At 60.8% G+C, this 18597-nt stretch carries 21 protein-coding genes and 1 other RNA gene; 10 read left to right on the top strand and 12 right to left on the bottom strand.

Going from position 1 to position 18597, the window contains the following annotated elements; genetic code table 11:
- Positions 1–10: 10 nt before the first annotated feature.
- Positions 11–592 (bottom strand): GNAT family N-acetyltransferase, encoded by a 582-nt coding sequence (locus H4V96_RS17185; RefSeq protein WP_070346374.1) that lies wholly within the window; start codon positions 590–592, stop codon positions 11–13.
- 100 nt (positions 593–692) lie between these two features.
- Here H4V96_RS17185 and H4V96_RS17180 point away from each other — a divergent pair, with 100 nt between their 5' ends.
- Together H4V96_RS17180 and H4V96_RS17175 are read left to right on the top strand one after the other, a co-directional pair.
- Entirely contained in the window at positions 693–1232 is a 540-nt protein-coding gene (locus H4V96_RS17180) for a PadR family transcriptional regulator (protein WP_280721069.1), read from the top strand.
- A complete protein-coding gene (locus H4V96_RS17175) occupies positions 1229–2485 on the top strand; it encodes an MFS transporter (RefSeq protein WP_196854687.1) in 1257 nt (418 codons plus the stop codon). The genes H4V96_RS17180 and H4V96_RS17175 overlap by 4 nt, the downstream gene beginning before the upstream one ends.
- A 6-nt stretch (positions 2486–2491) precedes the next feature.
- Here H4V96_RS17175 and H4V96_RS17170 read toward each other — a convergent pair whose 3' ends face one another.
- The 3 genes from H4V96_RS17170 to groES all read right to left on the bottom strand — a co-directional run bounded on the left by H4V96_RS17170 (position 2492) and on the right by groES (position 5194).
- Positions 2492–2968, bottom strand: coding sequence for a hypothetical protein (locus H4V96_RS17170; protein ID WP_280721068.1), 477 nt, complete (start codon positions 2966–2968; stop codon positions 2492–2494).
- Between the two features lie 235 nt (positions 2969–3203).
- The gene (gene groL / locus H4V96_RS17165; RefSeq protein ID WP_010400981.1) at positions 3204–4853 is read right to left on the bottom strand and encodes a chaperonin GroEL; all 1650 of its coding nucleotides are present in this window, start codon (positions 4851–4853) and stop codon (positions 3204–3206) included.
- Positions 4854–4903: 50 nt separating this feature from the next.
- A complete protein-coding gene (gene groES / locus H4V96_RS17160; RefSeq protein WP_010400979.1) occupies positions 4904–5194 on the bottom strand; it encodes a co-chaperone GroES in 291 nt (96 codons plus the stop codon).
- Positions 5195–5719: 525 nt separating this feature from the next.
- Here groES and H4V96_RS17155 point away from each other — a divergent pair.
- The 5 genes from H4V96_RS17155 (at position 5720) to H4V96_RS17135 (ending at position 8075) form a co-directional block, all read left to right on the top strand.
- Positions 5720–6466, top strand: coding sequence for a hypothetical protein (locus H4V96_RS17155; protein WP_280721067.1), 747 nt, complete (start codon positions 5720–5722; stop codon positions 6464–6466).
- A 156-nt stretch (positions 6467–6622) separates the two neighbouring features.
- Positions 6623–6886 (top strand): cell division protein ZapB, encoded by a 264-nt coding sequence (locus H4V96_RS17150; protein WP_010400976.1) that lies wholly within the window; start codon positions 6623–6625, stop codon positions 6884–6886.
- The gene (locus H4V96_RS17145; RefSeq protein ID WP_010400975.1) at positions 6886–7197 is read left to right on the top strand and encodes a cell division protein ZapA; all 312 of its coding nucleotides are present in this window, start codon (positions 6886–6888) and stop codon (positions 7195–7197) included. Before H4V96_RS17150 ends, H4V96_RS17145 begins: the two co-directional genes overlap by 1 nt.
- A 156-nt stretch (positions 7198–7353) precedes the next feature.
- Positions 7354–7531: non-coding RNA, 6S RNA (gene ssrS, locus H4V96_RS17140), on the top strand.
- 79 nt (positions 7532–7610) lie between these two features.
- A complete protein-coding gene (locus H4V96_RS17135; protein ID WP_196854689.1) occupies positions 7611–8075 on the top strand; it encodes an EVE domain-containing protein in 465 nt (154 codons plus the stop codon).
- A gap of 96 nt (positions 8076–8171) precedes the next feature.
- On the opposite strand, the gene lgt is transcribed toward H4V96_RS17135, so the two are convergent.
- Both lgt and H4V96_RS17125 read right to left on the bottom strand, forming a co-directional pair.
- The gene (gene lgt / locus H4V96_RS17130; protein ID WP_196854690.1) at positions 8172–8996 is read right to left on the bottom strand and encodes a prolipoprotein diacylglyceryl transferase; all 825 of its coding nucleotides are present in this window, start codon (positions 8994–8996) and stop codon (positions 8172–8174) included.
- 83 nt (positions 8997–9079) lie between these two features.
- A complete protein-coding gene (locus tag H4V96_RS17125; protein ID WP_196854691.1) occupies positions 9080–9991 on the bottom strand; it encodes a LysR family transcriptional regulator in 912 nt (303 codons plus the stop codon).
- 173 nt (positions 9992–10164) lie between these two features.
- Here H4V96_RS17125 and ilvD point away from each other — a divergent pair, with 173 nt between their 5' ends.
- On the top strand, positions 10165–12030 hold the full coding sequence (gene ilvD / locus H4V96_RS17120) for a dihydroxy-acid dehydratase (RefSeq protein WP_010400970.1): 1866 nt from the start codon (positions 10165–10167) through the stop codon (positions 12028–12030).
- Positions 12031–12315: 285 nt separating this feature from the next.
- Positions 12316–12627, top strand: a complete 312-nt coding sequence (locus H4V96_RS17115) for a c-type cytochrome (protein ID WP_029496622.1) — start codon at positions 12316–12318, stop codon at positions 12625–12627.
- 180 nt (positions 12628–12807) lie between these two features.
- On the opposite strand, the gene H4V96_RS17110 is transcribed toward H4V96_RS17115, so the two are convergent.
- Positions 12808–13950 carry a branched-chain amino acid ABC transporter substrate-binding protein gene (locus tag H4V96_RS17110; RefSeq protein WP_196854692.1) on the bottom strand — a complete coding sequence of 381 codons (1143 nt, stop codon included), beginning with the start codon at positions 13948–13950 and terminating at the stop codon, positions 12808–12810.
- Between the two features lie 12 nt (positions 13951–13962).
- On the opposite strand from H4V96_RS17110, the gene H4V96_RS17105 reads away from it, so the two are divergent.
- Positions 13963–14166 (top strand): hypothetical protein, encoded by a 204-nt coding sequence (locus tag H4V96_RS17105; protein ID WP_196854693.1) that lies wholly within the window; start codon positions 13963–13965, stop codon positions 14164–14166.
- Between the two features lie 74 nt (positions 14167–14240).
- On the opposite strand, the gene H4V96_RS17100 is transcribed toward H4V96_RS17105, so the two are convergent.
- The 5 genes from H4V96_RS17100 to H4V96_RS17080 all read right to left on the bottom strand — a co-directional run bounded on the left by H4V96_RS17100 (position 14241) and on the right by H4V96_RS17080 (position 18449).
- Positions 14241–14636, bottom strand: coding sequence for a hypothetical protein (locus H4V96_RS17100; protein ID WP_196854694.1), 396 nt, complete (start codon positions 14634–14636; stop codon positions 14241–14243).
- Positions 14633–15070 carry a DNA polymerase III subunit chi gene (locus tag H4V96_RS17095; protein WP_196854695.1) on the bottom strand — a complete coding sequence of 146 codons (438 nt, stop codon included), beginning with the start codon at positions 15068–15070 and terminating at the stop codon, positions 14633–14635. Before H4V96_RS17095 ends, H4V96_RS17100 begins: the two co-directional genes overlap by 4 nt.
- Positions 15071–15078: 8 nt before the next feature.
- The gene (locus H4V96_RS17090) at positions 15079–17148 is read right to left on the bottom strand and encodes a M3 family metallopeptidase (RefSeq protein ID WP_196854696.1); all 2070 of its coding nucleotides are present in this window, start codon (positions 17146–17148) and stop codon (positions 15079–15081) included.
- A 127-nt stretch (positions 17149–17275) separates the two neighbouring features.
- Positions 17276–18121 carry a bifunctional methylenetetrahydrofolate dehydrogenase/methenyltetrahydrofolate cyclohydrolase FolD gene (folD, locus tag H4V96_RS17085; RefSeq protein ID WP_196854697.1) on the bottom strand — a complete coding sequence of 282 codons (846 nt, stop codon included), beginning with the start codon at positions 18119–18121 and terminating at the stop codon, positions 17276–17278.
- Between the two features lie 85 nt (positions 18122–18206).
- Positions 18207–18449, bottom strand: a complete 243-nt coding sequence (locus tag H4V96_RS17080; RefSeq protein ID WP_196854698.1) for a hypothetical protein — start codon at positions 18447–18449, stop codon at positions 18207–18209.
- Between the last annotated feature and the right edge of the window lie 148 nt (positions 18450–18597).

The raw sequence follows: 18597 nt of genomic DNA, 5'->3' as shown, positions 1-18597 counted from the left end.
GGCCTGTCCGCTATTTCGCAGGGATTTGTAAGGTATTGATTTTCATAAAGACATTACTTTCGGCACTTGCGCTCGTACTTGCACGGGCACTTGCAAGAGCGGGGCGGGGCAGCAATAGCTGCAGTGGCAGCATGCCTTTCGCGGCGGGGCCGTTTGCCAGGGTAAAGCCGCAGCTCAGGTAGAGGCTCAACGCCGCGTGGTTATCCTGCGCCACGGCCAGGCGCACGCAGCCCAGTTCGGGAATGGCGCAGGCGTGTGCGATGGCTGCCTGCGTCAGTTGCCGTCCCGCGCCGCGTCCACGCGCCTGCGGTGCCACATACACGCCCCACAAGCTGGCCTTGTCATGTACGACGGCAATCGGTTCGCGGCGCAGGCCGGCAATGGCGATCAATTGTTCTTCGTTAAACGCGCCAAATATTATTTGGTGCGAGGTGGCGCGCAAGCGCTGTGCCATCTGTGCCAGCGGCAAGCCGCTTTCCGCGGCGTGCGTGGTGCAGAAAGCGGCGGGCAGTTCGGCGATGCCGGTCAGGCGCAGGGCGCGATAGGTGCTGGCGTCGTCTGGCGTGAGCGGGCGGACAGTGGTGGCGGGCATGTGGCCGAGTATCGGGCTTCGATGCCAGAAAGTAAACCTTGTGTTGTGCTATTTTTCAACATAAGATATATCTTCTTACGATATATCTTAAGGAATCAGCATGCTCCATCTGTTACGCGGCGCGTATCCCGTGCGCGCGGCGGCCCACGCTCAGGGAGAGACGGCGGCCCCGCTTGGCAACCCTGTTGCGCGCGGGCCGAAAATGTTTGATGCAGGCACCTTGCGCTACCTGGTGCTGCAATTGATCGCCGACAAGCCGCGCCACGGCTACGACATCATCAAGTCCATCGCGCAACGCGCCGGTGGCGCGTATGCGCCCAGTCCCGGCGCCATCTATCCGCTCATGCATGGCTTGGTGGGGCACGGTTACGTGGCTGTCAGCCTCGATGGCAACAAGAAACTGCACAGCATCACGCCGGAAGGACTGGCTTTCCTGGCAGCGAACCGCGCCTACGTCAACGCGATTGCCGCCAGGGTCGATGCGCCGGCCGGCGCGGACGACGATCTGCGTCAGTTGATGCACGAACTGAAGGTAGCGGTACTGGCGCGCGGGCGCACCGCCGAGCCCGATGCCCGCCGCCTCGATGCCGTGCGCGCCATCCTGCGCCAGGCCCGTAGCGATATCGAGGCGCTGGCATGATGGCCGCAGCGGTGCCCGCACCCGCACCCGTGCCCCTGCTGACGCCGGGGCGCGAACGCGCGATGTTGTGGCTGCTTGCCCTGACGCAATTTACCGTCATCATGGATTTCATGGTGATGATGCCGCTGGCGCCGCAACTGATGCAGGCGTTCAATATCGGCCCGGCAGCCGTTTCGGGCGCTGTCTCTGCCTATGCGTGGTGCGCGGGCCTGTCCGGCTTGCTGGCGGCCACGTATATCGACCGTTTCGACCGCAAGAAGCTGCTGTTGACCATGTTTTGCCTGTTTACCGTGTCAAATCTGGCTTGCGCACTGGCGCCGAACTTCCATGTGCTGCTGTGGTCGCGCGCCTTTGCGGGGCTGACGGGCGGCGTGCTGGGCGCCATCGTCATGGCCATCATCGGTGACGTGATTCCCGCCGAGCGGCGTGGCGCGGCGACGGGCATCGTCATGACCTCGTTTGCCATGGCGGCCGTGGGCGGCGTGCCCATCGGCGTGGTGCTGGCCGCCCATTTTGGCTGGGCCTCGCCATTCTTCCTGCTGGTCGTGCTGTCGCTGCTGATCTGGCTGGGCGCGGCGCGCGTGCTGCCCTCGCTGACGGCGCATATGGGCGCGGCCCCCACGCCGCTGCGCCAGGTGCTGCCGAACCTGCTGGCGCTATTTAGGGAACGGCGCCACCTGGAAGCGTTTTCCCTGTCGATTGTCAACATGACGGCGGGCATGCTGGTCATTCCCTTCATTTCGCCTGTGCTGGTGGGCAATATGGGACTGGCGCCGGTCGACGTCACCTGGGTCTACCTGACGGGCGGCTGCGCCACCATCTTCACGGCGCGCCTGATCGGGCGATGGGCAGACCGGGCCGGCAAGCAGCAGGTGTATCGCTGGGTCTCCCTGCTGTCGATCGCGCCGCTGCTGTTCATCACGCACCTGCCGCAGTTGTCGTTGCTGGCGCTGATGTTGCTGTTTCCATTTTTTATGGCCCTGGTATCTGGCCGCACCATCCCGCTGCAGGCGCTGCTGACCAGCATCCCGCAGCCGCAGCAGCGCGGCGCCTTTCTCAGCGCTAATTCGGCCCTGCAAAGTTTGGGTAGCGGCCTGGGCGCCTGGTTGGGCGGCTTGAGCTTGCACACGGACGCAGCCGGCCATATCAGCGGTTATGGCTGGAATGGCTGGCTGGCGGCGGCGTTGTCGCTGTGGACGGTGTGGTGGGTGGCGCGCGTGCGCGGCGCGGCGCCACAGGGCGCGCCGGCGTAGGAGCGTTTATTGGGTGGCGGTGCGCTGCATGGGAGCGCTGTCCTTGCGCCATTGTTCCAGGCTCAGCAGCTCACCTGTGACGCTGTCGTCGACGAAGATGCGCTTGCCATCGGGCGTGACGACAAAGCTTTCCCAGCGGTGGGCCGCTTCCGGCGTGCTTTCGAAAAAGCTCAGCTGGTAGCAAACGACGCCATCGACCAGGCGTGTCTCGGGCGACGTTTCCATCACCGCACCGTGCGCGCGTCCGCCCGAGGCTTTTTCGATATGCGCCGACCAGGCCTTGATTTCCGGCAGCGCCATCAGCGCATCGACGGCGCGCGCGTTCTGCTCTTGCGCCGCCGATTGGCTGCTCGCGGCAGGTGGATTGCCGTCGTGCTGTGCGGACCGCTGGTGCAGATAAAAAGCGCCTAGCCCGGCGGCCAGCAAGCCGGCCAGGATGCCGGCGATGATGGTGGTTTTGGAAGAGGAGGCGCGTGGCGGCATGGTGGTGAGCATGAGAAAGAGGGACGATGGCGGCCATGCTAAAGCAAAACACGCAGGCCGGCAATCGCCTGGCGAGCCTAAGGGGCTTGTCTAAGCAATCGACGAAAAAAAAGCTACCTTCCGTAGAAGATAGCTTTCGGGGCTGCCGGGCAGGCGCAAACAGCTTTTGGCCTGTCTGTCCTGGCCCGGCATAGGCATCCCCGCGCGCCGTCGCCTGCGGGCGGGGACGCCGGGCTTACATCATGCCGTCCATACCGCCCATGCCGCCCATACCACCCATGCCGCCGCCCATGCCGCCGCCTGCTTTGTCGTCAGCGATTTCGCAGACCATGCAGTCGGTTGTCAGCATCAGGGAAGCGATCGAAGCGGCGTTTTGCAGCGCCGAACGGGTCACTTTGGCTGGATCCAGAACGCCCATTTCCACCATGTCGCCATACGTGCCGTTGGCAGCGTTGTAGCCGTAGTTGCCCGTGCCAGCCAGTACGGCTGCCACGACGACCGAAGCTTCTTCGCCAGCGTTTTGCACGATCATGCGCAGTGGCTCTTCCATTGCGCGCAAGACGATCTTGATACCAGCATCTTGATCAGGATTGTCGCCCTTGACCGTGATGTTGGCGCGTGCGCGCAGCAGGGCTACGCCGCCGCCAGGAACGATGCCTTCTTCCACGGCAGCGCGGGTAGCGTGCAGTGCATCTTCAACGCGGGCTTTCTTTTCTTTCATTTCGACTTCGGTGGCTGCGCCAACCTTGATCACGGCAACGCCGCCAGCCAGTTTGGCTACGCGCTCTTGCAGTTTTTCACGGTCGTAGTCCGAGGTCGCTTCTTCGATCTGTACACGCACTTGTTTCACGCGTGCTTCGATCGAGGCAGCTTCGCCGGCGCCATCGATGACGATGGTGTTTTCCTTGCCCACTTCGATGCGTTTCGCTTGGCCCAGTTCGGCCAGGGTCACTTTTTCCAGGGTCAGGCCGACTTCTTCAGCGATCACTTGGCCGCCGGTCAGGACAGCGATGTCTTCCAGCATGGCTTTGCGACGGTCGCCGAAGCCAGGTGCTTTCACTGCGCAGGTCTTCAGGATGCCGCGGATGTTGTTCACAACCAGGGTTGCCAGCGCTTCGCCTTCGATGTCTTCTGCGATGATCAGCAGTGGACGGCCAGCTTTAGCGACTTGTTCCAGTACCGGCAGCAGGTCACGGATGTTCGAGATTTTCTTGTCGCACAGCAGGACGAATGGGCTGTCCAGTACGGCAACTTGTTTCTCTGGGTTGTTGATGAAGTATGGCGACAGGTAGCCGCGGTCGAACTGCATGCCTTCAACGATGTCCAACTCGTCGTTGAGCGACTTGCCGTCTTCAACCGTGATGACGCCTTCTTTACCGACTTTTTCCATCGCTTCAGCGATACGCTCGCCGATCGAGTAGTCCGAGTTCGCCGAGATCGCGCCAACTTGGGCGATTTCTTTGGTGGTGGTGCAAGGACGGGCGATTTTCGCCAGTTCTTCGACCGTCGCGGCAACCGCTTTGTCGATACCTCGCTTCAGGTCCATCGGGTTCATGCCGGCGGCAACGAACTTCATGCCTTCGCGCACGATGGCTTGGGCCAGCACGGTCGCGGTGGTGGTGCCGTCGCCGGCGTTGTCGCTGGTGCGGGAAGCAACTTCCTTGACCATTTGCGCGCCCATGTTCATGAGCTTGTCTTTGAGTTCAACTTCTTTCGCTACCGACACACCATCTTTGGTGACGGTAGGGGCGCCGAACGAGCGCTCCAGGACCACGTTGCGGCCTTTCGGGCCCAGCGTTACTTTGACTGCGTTGGCGAGGATATTGACGCCTTCGACCATCTTGGCGCGCGCTGCGTCGCCGAATACTACTTCTTTAGCTGCCATGTTCAATTCTCCTGAGTTTCGGGATGTATCTGTCTACAACGTGGAAACAATTACTTGACGACGATCGCCATGATGTCTTCTTCGCGCATGACCAGCAGCTCATCGCCGTCAACTTTGACGGTTTGGCCGGCGTACTTGCCGAACAGGACGCGGTCGCCTACTTTGACATCCAGAGGACGCACTTTGCCGTCGTCGAGAATCTTGCCATTGCCTACGGCAAGGACTTCGCCTTGATCCGGTTTTTCAGCAGCTGCATCAGGAATGATGAGGCCGGACGCAGTTTTGGTTTCCTGGTCGAGGCGTTTGACGATGACGCGATCGTTCAATGGGCGCAGATTCATACAAAACTCCTTAAAGTTCAATGGATAAGTGTTGCTAAATGAATACATGACTGGCACAGCGCCAGACGTGCTTTCAGTGACCGCCGTTGAAAGCAGCCCGCAACGGTCAAGCAAACCCCATGTCATGCTGTTCTTGCCTTTATCCGGCAGTAGTGCATCGCGGCGTCGCCCGCCGCGTAGCGTTCCCTGCAGTGGTCTGGCAAGCACCATCATGTCCTGAGGATTGCTACGAAAGAGTTTGTTAGCACTCTCTACTAACGAGTGCTAATTATAGGGACGGTAGGGGGCTTATTCAAGGGCTTATTCACCGGAAAGATATGCTTGGACGTTCTGCGCAGCCTGCATTTACACAGGGTTTGCGCTGGCGCAAGCCAACTTGCCGGGCGTCAGCAACAGGCGCGACTCTAGCATGCTCGGCAGACGAGGGGCGTTCCTGTACGCGCAGGAAACAGAGTTTGACTATGGAATTTGATAAGATGATTGCAATTGCATATCAATATCAGCATTTATGCCAGAAAGAACCGCATGCCACTGCCGATTCCCCATCCCGTCTTGCACCTGTTGAACGCCACCGTCATTGGCCTCGCCTGCCTGGGCAATGCCGCCGCGCAAACGCCTAGCATCGTCGACGAGATCAGCGTGGCGACGCTGACGCCGCAGGAAAAGGAAATGTTGCTGGGCGACTTGTTCAACGCCTTGAACAAGGCTGACGACGAGCAGGCAGCGCAGGTGTGGAGCAACGGCGGCAATAGTGGCGGGCTGGTAAAAGTCACGTATAGCTTCAGCAACTCCGGCATGACGGAGTTCAGTCTGAAGGCGCACGTCTGCCGCGATCTGAAATTCGTCGTCACGGCGGGTGAGAAGTCGCAGGATTTGAGCCGGCGTACCTGTTCGCACAACAGCGGCAAGTGGGACGTACAGGGCAAGGATGCCGCACCCGTCGTGTATCGGCCTTTCTTGTCGGACGTGACGGTGGCCAAGCTCAATGCCAAGGAGCAGCAAGCGCTGCTGACGGCTGCCGTGCGCACTTTGAAAGATGAAGAGGATGGCAAGACGCGCCAGTGGAGCAACAAGGGCTTGGGCAATGCGGCGCCGCTGGCAGTGCGCCTGACGCCCTCGCGCACGGATGCCAAACCTGGCAGCTACCGCCGTACTTGCCGCGACTTGACGATGCTGCTTGACGGCAAGGGCGGACAACAGACGCTGACGCGCCGCTCTTGCGAAAACCGCTATGGCGGACTCGATATCGAAGCCGATTACGTCGACGAGTAAAACGCTGCCATCGCGGCGCTGGAAGATGCGCGCACTTGACGAAAAGCGCCGGAAAAATCGTGTAATGTCCGCCAACTGCCCTGCATTGATGTAAATATGTGTGACAGCGACCTGATTCGATTGACGCCCGGGGAGCGTCCGCCCTATAGTGGCGGGATGATTTCCGAATTCAATGAATTATCCGACAAAATCGGTCTGCTGGCCGAAATGACCCACGCGCTGCGCCGTGAAAACGCGCAACTGCGCAAGGACAATGCCGCGCTGGCCGCCGAGAACGCCCAGTATGTGCAACGCATGCGCGAGGCGCAGGAGCGCGTGGAAGCATTGCTGGAAAAAATTCCCGAACTGGTGCAAGCTGGCCTGGAGCAAGCCGCTTCGGAAGCGGGCGCCTACCCTACCGAGAACGAGAAGGAAGCGTAATGGCGCGTGTCGATGTCAATATCATGGGCCAGTCGTATAGCATGGTGTGCCGCGATGGTGAAGAGCGCGCGCTGCGTGAAGCGGCGATCTATCTCGATAGCAAAATGAAAGCCATCCGCGACGCCGGCAAGGTCAAGGGCAATGATCGCATCGCCGTATTGGCCGCCCTGGGTGTGGCTGCGGAATTCCTCTCCGTGAAGTCGCCGCAAGGCCCGCTGTCGGAATTGACGATAATGGAAGTGAAGCAAAAGATCTCGGCCATGCACACGGTGCTCGACAGTGCCCTGACGCCCCAGGAAAATCTTTTTTAAACACTCAATCGTGGCTACTGTGCAGGCGCACAGTAGGATTTCCTTGTCACACTTCGCCGCCTCTCGCCACGCCTTTGTTCGGTGTTGCACACGGGATTTTAAGCGGGCACGGCACGATATGTCTTTGCGATGCGCGCTCAAAGGAGTAAACTCATGCTTACCCTGCGGTGTTCGCGATTGCCATATATTCCTTGAACCATTTATGCGCATCGGTTGCGAATTTTGTTCGATGGGAGTGAGCGTCGCTCGTTCGACGAACCCGAAATTGAACTAACGTGACCACCTTGAACCGTTTGGTTCGGGATGCCGGCATAGCGGCACAGGCGGGGCCCAATTTGCACTACAACTGAAAACGGTTGCCGCATCGATGCGCAACCGTTTTTTTACGCCTGTCGCTGTGATACGGAGTCTGGATGAAACAATATTGGCTGATGAAATCGGAGCCCGATGAAGTGAGTATCGACGACTTGATGGCCGCGCCCAAGCACACCCTGCCGTGGTTCGGCGTACGCAATTATCAGGCGCGCAATTTCATGCGCGATGGCATGCAAGTGGGTGATGGCGTGCTGTTTTATCACTCCAGCTGCCCGCAGCCGGGCGTGGCAGGCGTGGCCGAAGTGGCCAGCGGCGCCTACCCCGATCATAGCCAGTTTGAAGCAGGTGGCAAGTATTTCGATGCCAAGGCTACGTTTGAGCAGCCGCGCTGGATCAGCGTCGACGTGCGCGGCGTGAAGAAGACGGCGCTGCTGTCCCTGTCCGAGATGCGCCAGACGCCGGAGCTGGAAGACATGCTGTTGCTCAAGAAGGGCAGCCGTTTGTCCATCACGCCGGTGACGCCGGCGCAATGGACAGTCATTACAAGCAAGTTAAAGGCATAAGCGAGGCATAAGCGAGGCATAAGCGTAGCATAAGCGTAGCCTAAGCGTAGCCTAAGCGTAGCCTAAGCGTAGCCTAAGCGTAGCCTAAGCCCTGCCTCAGGCCGGGCGGGGCTTGGTGGGCGGCGTGCCCATTACCTGGCTTTTATACGCCCATGCCAGCAGCGCAATGGCGCCGACGATCATTGGCAAGGACAACATCTGGCCCGAGGTGATCGGCACGCCCAGCCACACGACTTCCCAGTCCGGCGTGCGGAAGTATTCCGTGAAGAAGCGCGCGCAGCCGTACAGCAGGGTGAAGACGGCGCCTACGGCGATGCGCGGGCGTTGCTTGCGTGCATACAGCCACAGAATAATGAACACCAGAATGCCGTCCACCAGCATCTGATAGAGCGGCGACGGGTGCACGGGATACGCAATGCCCGGCCATTGCATGGCCCACGGCAAGCTTTCCGGCGCTATGCGGCCCGGCAGTTCGGCATTGATGAAGTTGCCCAGGCGGCCGGCGGCATAACCGAGCGGTACCAGCGGGGCGATGAAGTCGAGCACGTCGAACAGCGAGCGACCGGCCTTGCGACTCCACAGGTACATGGCCACGATGACGCCGAGGAAGCCGCCATGGAAGGACATGCCGCCGTGCCACACCATGAAAATTTCCAGCGGATTGTGCATGAAATATTCGGGGCGGTAGAACAGCACTTCGCCCAGGCGCCCGCCGATCACCACGCCCAGCATGCCGTAGAACAGCATGTCATCGAGGTCTTCCTTCTGCCAGCCCAGCACGGCGATGTGCGCCTGTTTGATGCGCACGCGGCCCAGGATAATGAACAGGGCAAAGGCCAGCACATACATCAAGCCGTACCAGTGCACGGCCAGCGGGCCGATCTGGATGGCTATCGGGTCGGGCATCGGGTGTATCAGCATGGGGTTTCTTTCTATATGTATGTAAAGCCAAGGTTGCGTAGTATGGCGGCGCCAGCAGTTTTTTGCCTTAGCGGCCACTTAATTTAGCTGGCAGTAGCGCTTATCTGCTTGCGCAGCAGCGCCAAAAAGCCTTGCAGCACGGAAGACGGATTGTCGCGGCGCCAGGCCAGGCCGGTTTCCACCAGCGGCGTGGCGTCCTGCAGCGGCCTGTATTCTACGCCCGGGCGCATCAGATTCGATACCGATTGTGGCACAAGCGCGATACCCATGCCAGCCGAGACGAGGCTGACGATGGTTTGCATCTGTATCGCCTGCTGGCCGATCTGCGGCGTGATGCCGGCGGCGCGGAACACGCCCAGGATTGCGTCGTGCAGGGCGGGAGAAATTGCGCGCGGAAAAATGATCAGCGGCAGGGGCGGCAGGTCGCGCAGGTTCACGGGGCCGGGCATCTGCAACAGGTCGAGGCAGGACGGCGCGGCCAGCACCAGCGCTTCGGTCAGCACGGGCAGGTAATCGAGCGCCCCTTTCGCCTTCTCGGGCAGGGGCGGAATCAACAGCCCCGCATCCGTGCGCCCGGCCAGCAATTCGTCGAGCTGCAGGTCGGAGGTGGCTTCCTGTAACTGGATCTGCACCTGTGGATAGGCAGTCTGATAAGCGCGCAGCAAAGGCGGCAACACGCTGTAGTCGGCCGAGGAAACGAAGGCCAGGCTCAATCGCCCCGCCTCGCCCTGCGCGGCGCGCTGTACCAGCGCGGGTAAATCGAGCGCCTGCGCCAGCAGCCGGCGCGCCTCGGGCAGCAGGGCCGTGCCGGCTGGCGTCAGTTGCACTTCGCGGCGCGTGCGCACGAACAGGGACGCACCCAGCAGTTCTTCCAGGGCCATGATGGTTTGCGACAGCGGCGGCTGCGTCATGTGCAGTCGCGTGGCGGCGCGGCCAAAGTGCAACTCTTCGGCGACGGTAACAAAGTAGCGCAACTGGCGCAGTTCAAGATTCATATGTGTTTCCATGCAGATTGAATGCTGTGATATGAAAAAAGACTCACAGACACGCGCATCATATATTTGACAGTGGCGCGCGCGCAAGGCAATCTGGTGTATCCCCACTGTATGCAGGGTTTTGCTGAAAATCCGCGCAGTCAGGCATCAATCATCCTTGGAAGGACCCCATCATGCCGCAATACCGCTCCCGCACCACCACCCACGGCCGCAACATGGCTGGCGCCCGCGCCCTGTGGCGCGCCACCGGCATGAAGGATGGCGACTTCGACAAGCCGATCATCGCCGTCGTCAACTCGTTCACGCAATTCGTGCCTGGCCACGTGCATTTGAAAGACCTGGGGCAGATGGTGGCGCGCGAAATCGAGGCGGCCGGCGGCGTGGCCAAGGAATTTAACACCATCGCCGTCGATGACGGCATCGCCATGGGCCACGGCGGCATGCTCTATTCACTGCCCTCGCGCGACCTGATCGCCGACTCCGTCGAATACATGGTCAACGCCCACTGCGCCGACGCCATGGTGTGCATCTCGAACTGCGACAAGATCACGCCGGGCATGCTGATGGCCGCCATGCGCATCAACATCCCCGTGGTCTTCATCTCGGGCGGCCCGATGGAAGCGGGCAAGGTCATCAAGGTTGTCAACGGCACCCAGAAGATCATCAAGCTGGACCTGGTCGATGCCATGATCAAGGCGGGTGACAGCAGCGTTTCCGACGCCGACGTGGACGAAATCGAGCGTTCGGCTTGCCCGACCTGCGGTTCCTGCTCCGGCATGTTCACCGCCAATTCGATGAATTGCCTGACCGAGGCGCTGGGCCTGGCCCTGCCCGGCAACGGCACCATCCTGGCCACGCACTCGGACCGCCAGCAGCTGTTCTTGCGCGCTGGACGTCTGATCGTGGAGCTGGCCAAGCGCCATTATGAGCAGGACGATTATTCGGTGCTGCCACGCTCGATCGCTACCAAGGCCGCCTTCGAGAATGCCATGGCGCTCGATGTCTCCATGGGCGGCTCGACCAACACCGTGCTGCATTTGCTGGCCGCCGCACACGAGGCGGAAGTGGAATTTACCATGGCCGACATCGACCGCATTTCGCGCAAGGTACCGTGCCTGTGCAAGGTCGCGCCGATGACGGATAAATACCATATCGAAGACGTGCACCGCGCGGGCGGCATCGTGGCGATTTTGGGCGAATTGGCGCGTGCTGGCTTGCTCGATACCACCCTGCCGACCATCCACGCGCCGACCCTGGCCGACGCCATCGCGCAAAACGACATCATGTGCACGGACAATCCGGCGGTGCATGAACTGTTCCGCGCCGCACCGGGCGGCGTGCCGACGCAGACCGCCTTCTCGCAGTCGGAGCGCTTCGCTGCCGTCGACACCGACCGCAGCACGGGCTGCATCCGCGACAAGGCCCACGCTTACTCGCAAGATGGTGGCCTGGCCGTCTTGTACGGCAACCTGGCCGAAAAGGGCTGCATCGTCAAGACGGCGGGCGTCGATGACAGCATCCTGAAATTTTCGGGCAAGGCGCGCGTGTTCGAGAGCCAGGACGCGGCCGTCGCTGCCATCCTGGAAGATAGCGTGCACGAAGGCGATGTCGTCATCATCCGTTACGAAGGCCCGAAAGGCGGTCCGGGCATGCAGGAAATGCTGTACCCGACTTCCTACATCAAGTCCAAGGGCCTGGGCAAAGCATGTGCGCTGTTCACGGACGGGCGCTTTTCGGGCGGCTCTTCGGGCCTGGTGATCGGTCACGCCTCGCCGGAAGCGGCCGAAGGCGGCGCCATCGGCCTGGTGGAAGAGGGCGATTTCATCGACATCGATATCCCCGAACGCAGCATCAACTTGCGCGTGACCGATGTGCAGCTGGCTGCGCGCCGCGCCGCCATGGAGGCGAAGGGTGATGCGGCCTGGCTGCCCGTCAAGCGCGAGCGCTATGTGTCGCAGGCGCTGCAGGCCTATGCGGCGCTGACGACCTCGGCCGACCGTGGCGCCGTGCGCGATCTGTCGCAACTGAAGAAGCGCTAAGCTAAGCGCAGCAGGCAAAACCTGCTGCGCTCGCGACGTTTGTGCCTGGTGTCGTACACCGTGTTGTTGTGTAAGTGCGACGGCCGGCCCTGTTTGAGCCTGCTACGGCGCTTGTCCTTACATCGGCTTACAAACAACATGGTCAGGCGCGTGCAGATGGGGCAGAATATAACTGCCTGATGGTTGCCACATTGCGTTACTACATTGAAACGCTTGATCTGGGCTCGTGGTGCATCTGCGGAAACACAGTAAAATGCCGCAGGAAGTAACTTTGGAGAAAAGACAATGAAACGTTTAATGTTGGTGAGTGTATTGACCGTATCGGCCCTGGCATCGCAAGCAGCGTTGGCCAATCCGGATCTGGCGAAAGCAAAAAACTGCATGGCTTGCCACGCGGTGGGGACGAAACTGGTGGGTCCTGCGTATAAAGACGTGGCGGCCAAGTATGCCGGTCAAAAAGACGCGGAAGCTAAGCTCGTAGTGAAAGTCATGAAGGGCGGTTCCGGCACCTGGGGCGCGATCCCGATGCCAGCCAATCCGCAAGTGAGCGAGGCCGAAGCCCGCACCCTGGTCAAATGGGTGCTGGCACAGAAATAATCTGTGCCGCAGTAGCTGCAATCAACGCGTCGGTCATTCCGGCGCGTTTTTTTGCGGCGTTTCAAAGCCTGCGAGCGATGCCGGAGCCGGGTCACGAGGCTGGAACGGATGGCGCGGTGTGCCACGTCGTATGCCTGGTGGCAGACTGGCGGCGCTACGCCTTAGCGTAGCGCCGCTAGTTCATTTGATCACTTCCATTTTCGTCTTCTTGCCGTCACGGTAAGTAAATAAAGTCAGCGCGCCATCCTTGATGTCGCCGTTGGCATCGAACGAGATGGGCCCCGTCACGCCCTGGTAGTTCACCTTGGCCAGGAAGGGCAGGTACACCGAAGGCTTCGACGATTTTGCATCGGCCATGGCGGTGGCCATGGTCATCACGGCGTCGTAGACGTACGGCGCGTACAGCTGTACTTCCATCGCGTATTTCTGCTTGTAGCGGGCGCGGAAATCGTCCATGCCTTTTTGCTGCGCGCCCGTCACGCCGCCCGCCTCCGCACAGGTGACCATGTCTTCACCCACCGCGTCGCCGGCCAGCTTGCCCAGCGGTTCCGTGCACAAGCCATCGCCGCCCATGAACTTGGCCTTGATGCCCAGTGCCTTCATCTGGCGCAACATGGGGCCGCCCACGGAATCCATGCCGCCAAAGAAGATCAGGTCGGGATTTTTCGACTTGATGCTGGTCAGGATGGCATTGAAGTCGGTGGCGTTGGCGTTCGTAAATTCTTTGCCGACGATTTGCACGCCGGGTGCCGCTTTCTTGGCGCCCTTGACGAACTGTTCCGCCACGCCTTGGCCGTAGGCCGTGCGGTCATCGATGACGGCGATTTTCTTCGCTTGCAGTTTGCCCACGGCATACGCGCCCAGGGTGCCGCCCAGCTTGTTGTCATTGGCCACCACGCGGAAGGCCGTGTTGAATTTTTGCTGGGTGTACGTCGGGTTGGTGGCGGCGGGCGAAATTTGCGCAATGCCGGCATTGAAATAAATGCGCGAGGCGGGTATCGTCGTGCCCGAGTTCAGGTGGCCGATCACGCCGTTGACCTTGGCGTCGACGAGTTTTTGTGCCACGGCAGTGCCCTGCTTGGGATCGGCTGCGTCATCTTCGGGCACCAGCACGAATTTGACGACTTTGCCATCGATCTTGAAGCCTTTGGCGTTCAAATCATCGATCGCCATCTTGGCCGCGTTTTCATTATCCTTGCCCAGGTGGGAGCTGGCGCCAGAGACCGGGGCGACATGGCCTATCTTGATGATTTCCTGTGCGCCCGCATGGCCGGCAAAGGCGAGGGCGACGGCGACAGGAAGGACTTTGGTCTTGAGCAGCATAAACATTCTCCTATGGATAAAGATACGGCGGCGTCTCGTGAAACCGCTATGGGGAGCGGTACGTGTGAAGAAAGGTACAACAAAAAACAGGCGGCGCAAAGCCGCTTTTGGGGCTTTTTGCATTTTGTCGCAACAATCACCAAAGTGCGGCGCGATGCACCGATTTCGCAGGCGCGAGCGCACCAAACAATGGCGTTTTGCGGGGGAACCGTGTAGGGGGGGATGCTGACATTGGCCCAGCGGCAAGGACTGGGGTCGGACCCTCAGGGTCCGACCCCGGCAATTCGCCGTTAGGGGTAAAAGTGGCTTGATTGCTGTGCAGGCCGATGCAAATGCCCCAGCTCATGAGTGACCGCATGCGCGACGATCTGTTCCAGCGATTGCTGCAAGTCTGCGCGCAATGCGCCGCGCATGTCGATCAGGGCATTGTGCAAGGCCGTCTGCAGGACGTGGGCGATGCGTTCTTCAAGCAGATGGTCGATCTTGCCCTGCACTTGTTGCAAGATGCGTTGCGTCAGTCGCTGTTCGATGGCGTCCCAGTCGGGTTGCGCCACGCTCGGTAGCGATACAGGCATTTTTTCCACGGCGGGCGCCAGCGCCGCTGGTACCAACGCTGGCGGCACTTCCGGCCCCAGCAGCACCTCCGTCAGCAAGGGGATGCCCTGGTCGAATGGCTGCCCGCTCATGCTTTGCCCGCTGAGTTGCCGGCCACAAAGTGGGTCGGCTGCACGTCTTGCTGGCGATAGTGCAGGAAGCGCTGGCGGCCCGCCTGCGCATCTTGCTCATCCATCGAGACGATTTCGAAGACGCGCTGGAATTGCGCATAGTTGGGCGGCGGCAGCTGCGACAGGTTGACGAGGATGTCGTGGTGCGGCAGCGCCGCCGCCACGTCATCGGTCAGGATGATGGGCGTTTGCGCCGCCAGCGGGTCGTCGGCCAGCACGTGCGGCAGGAAATCCGTGGCCGAAATGGTCCACATGGCGCTGTTCAAGGCGTCGAGCTGGGCGCTGTCGGCCGCCAGCACGACGACCTTGTTGCCGGCCATATAGGCTTTGCGCGCCAGGCGGCAGGCGTAGGCCAGCTTGTCGGGCACGTTGCTGTGAAAATCGACGCGGCTCATGGCAGGGCTCAGGCTGCCATGCCGCTATGGCGCAGCAGGGCATCGATCGATGGTTCGCGGCCGCGGAAGGCGGTAAACGATTCCAGTGCCGGGCGCGAGCCGCCGACGGACAGGATTTCCCGCAGGTAGCGCTTGCCTGCCTGTGTGGTGGCCGCCGGTCCCAGCGCGCGCGCCTCCTCGAAGGCCGCATAGGCGTCGGCGGACAGCACCTCGGCCCATTTGTAGCTGTAGTAGCCGGCCGCGTAGCCACCGGCGAAGATATGCCCAAAGGCATTCTGGAAGCGGTTGAACGGGGGCGGGATGATCAGCGCGAACTGGGCGCGCACGCCGTCGATCAGCTGCTGCACGCTCTGGCCCGTGCTGGCATCGTAGTCATAGTGCAAATGCATGTCGAGCAGGGAAAACTCCACCTGGCGCAAGGTTTGCAAGCCGGACTGGAAATTCTTGGCCGCCAGCATCTTGTCGTACAGCGCGCGCGGCAGCGGCTCAGCCGTGACGGCATGCGCCGTCATGTGCTCGAGCACTTCCCATTCCCAGCAGAAGTTTTCCATGAATTGCGATGGCAGTTCCACGGCATCCCATTCGACGCCGGCAATGCCCGACACGCCCAGCTCGTCGACGACGGTCAGCATATGGTGCAGGCCGTGGCCGAATTCGTGGAACAGGGTGATCACTTCATCGTGTGTGAACAGGGCAGGCTGGAGCTGGCCATCGAGCACGGCGGGCTGCGTGAAATTGCAGGTCAGGTAGGCGATCGGTGTTTGTACTTGGCCAGCATCGGCGCGGCGCCCGCGCGCGTCGTCCATCCAGGCGCCGCCGCTCTTGCCCGCGCGTGCATACAGGTCCAGGTAGAACTGGCCGACCAGCTGGCCGTCGCGCTCGATGCGGTAAAAGCGCACGTCCGGATGCCAGACCGGTGCCGTATCGGGCTTGATCTCGACCGCGAACAGGTTCTGGATCTGGCGGAACAAGCCATCGATCACCTTGGGTTCAGGGAAATACTGTTTGACTTCCTGGGCCGAGAACGCGTAGCGGCGTTCCTGCAGTTTCTCGGAAGCGTAAGGCACGTCCCACGCTTGCAGCGCTTCTATGCCCAGTTCTTCGCGGGCGAATTGTTTCAGTTCGACTAAATCCTGTTCGGCGAACGGGCGCGCGCGCTTGGCCAGGTCTTCCAGGAAAGCGATGACTTGCGCGGGCGAGGTGGCCATTTTGGAGACCAGCGACACTTCGGCAAAATTGCCGTAGCCGAGCAGCTTGGCTTCCTCGTCGCGCAGTTGCAACAGGGTGACGATGTTGTGCGTGTTGTCCCAGTCCTCTTTTTTGCTGAAGACCTCGCCCTGGTCGGATGCCTTGGTGGCGTTGGCGCGGTAGATGGTTTCGCGCAAGGCGCGATTGTCGGCAAATTGCAAGATAGGGTAATAAGACGGGAAATGCAGCGAAAATTCGTAGCCTTGCTTGCCCGCCTTTTCGGCGGCAGCGCGCGCGGCCGCCTTCACGTCGTCGGGCAGGCCGGCCAGCTCGGCTTCATTCTCGACCAGCAACTTGTAGTCATTCGTGGCGTCGAGCACGTTTTCGGAAAAACGCGTCGAGACGGCTGCATGTTCTTCCTGAATGGCACCAAAGCGCTCTTTCTTGTCCTCGGGCAACTCGGCGCCGCCCAGGCGGAAGTCGCGCACGGCATTGTCGACGATGCGGCGGCGCGCCGGCGACAGGCTGGCGAAAGCGGCGCTGGCTTGCAATTGCTTGTATTTGCCGAAGAGGATGTCGTTCTGGCCCAGTTCGGTCCAAAATTCCGTCACCTTGGGCTGGTTGGCATTGTAGGCGGCGCGCAGCTCGGGCGTGTCGACCACGCTGTTGAGATGGTTGACGATGCTCCAGGCGCGGCCCAGGGTTTCGGCGATCTGGTCCTGGGGCGCGACGAAGTTTTCCCAGCTCACTTCTTCCATCGGCGCTTCCAGCTGTGCCACCGTGGCGCGCGCCTGGGCCAGCAGGGTATCGATGGCAGGCGTGACATGCTCGTGCGTGATCGCGTCGAAGCGTGGCAGGCCGGAAAAATCAAGCAGGGGATTGGTATTCATCGTCGGTTCGTCCATTCTGTCTTTATATCTGCAGGCGGCAACGCCGCCTGCATGCTAGAGCGCCTGAAAAACGTCCCTGGCGAGACACTGCAAGGCCGCCACGGGCATTTTCTCAGGTGCTCCTCTATTAAATACGTTCTGCGGCTTCGACCGTGTTCATCAACAACATCGTGATGGTCATCGGCCCCACGCCACCCGGTACCGGCGTGATGTGCGACGCTACTTCCTTGATGCCGGCGAAATCGACGTCACCGCACAGCTTGCCGTCATCGTCACGGTTCATGCCCACGTCGATGACGATGGCGCCCGGCTTGACCATGTCGGCAGTCAGGGTATTGCGGCGCCCGACGGCGGCCACGACCACGTCGGCCTGGCGCGTGTACAGACCGAGGTCCGGTGTCGCACTATGGCAGATGGTGACGGTAGCGTTCGCTTGCAAGAGCAGCAGGGCCATCGGCTTGCCGACAGTGTTGCTGCGGCCGATGACGACGGCGTGCTTGCCGCGCAGGTCGACGCCTGTGCTTTCGATTAATTTCATGCAACCATAGGGCGTGCACGGACGGAAGCCTGGCAAGCCTGTCATCAGTTCACCGGCGCTCAGGACGGAATAACCATCCACGTCTTTCGTCGTGGCGATCGCTTCGATGACTTTGTGTGGGTTGATGTGCTTGGGCAAGGGCATTTGCACGAGGATGCCGTGGATGGCCGGATCGGTGTTGAGGCTGGCGATGCGCGCCAACAAGTCCGCTTGCGGCAGGTCCGCTGCATATTTTTCCAGCACCGAGTGAAAACCTACGTCGCCGCATGCCTTGACCTTGTTGCGGACATACACCTGGCTGGCCGGGTCTTCGCCGACGAGGATCACGGCCAAGCCGGGCTGGATGCCCTTGGCCGTGAGGGCGGCGGCGCGCGTGGCGATCTCGCTGCGCAGTTTTTGGGAGAGGGCGATTCCGTCGATCAGTTGTGCTGGCATGGTAGGGAGGCTGAGAGCTGGTGAAAGGGAAAACACAGATTATAAAGCCGCCAGCCCCTGGCCGGCGTTTTTGGCGCTATTGCCGTTAGCTTAAAAAGCGGGCCAGAGACGCGGGCCTGAGAAAATGCCGATGGCGGCGTTGCAGCTCCTTGCCGTACTGGCGTACTGTCTGTGTCGCCGCGCCTTGCCCTCGACGTTTTTCAGGCCCGCCTGGCCCGGTATGCCTGTGCGGACGACCGGGGTTTTCATTTGGTTTGCTGGTGCGCGCATCCTGGTCTCCGGGCAGAATTTGCGGCAGCGCAGCATAAATTTCATAGCGTAATTTCACTATCTGAAATGCTATATCGTAATTTGAAAAATAGTAAATACGCTGTTAGAATCCTCTCACTAAACCAAGTTATAGTAAATAATCAGCGAAATATCGTCCGACAGCGATCCGGAAAATCGGGGTGGGGCGCTCACAAAGGAGACTCAAC

This window comes from Janthinobacterium sp. CG_23.4, assembly GCF_029892305.1.
GTDB lineage: Bacteria > Pseudomonadota > Gammaproteobacteria > Burkholderiales > Burkholderiaceae_D > Janthinobacterium > Janthinobacterium lividum_D.
Note: the sequence above shows the minus strand (reverse complement) of the source record. Positions and strands in the feature narration are given on the sequence as shown.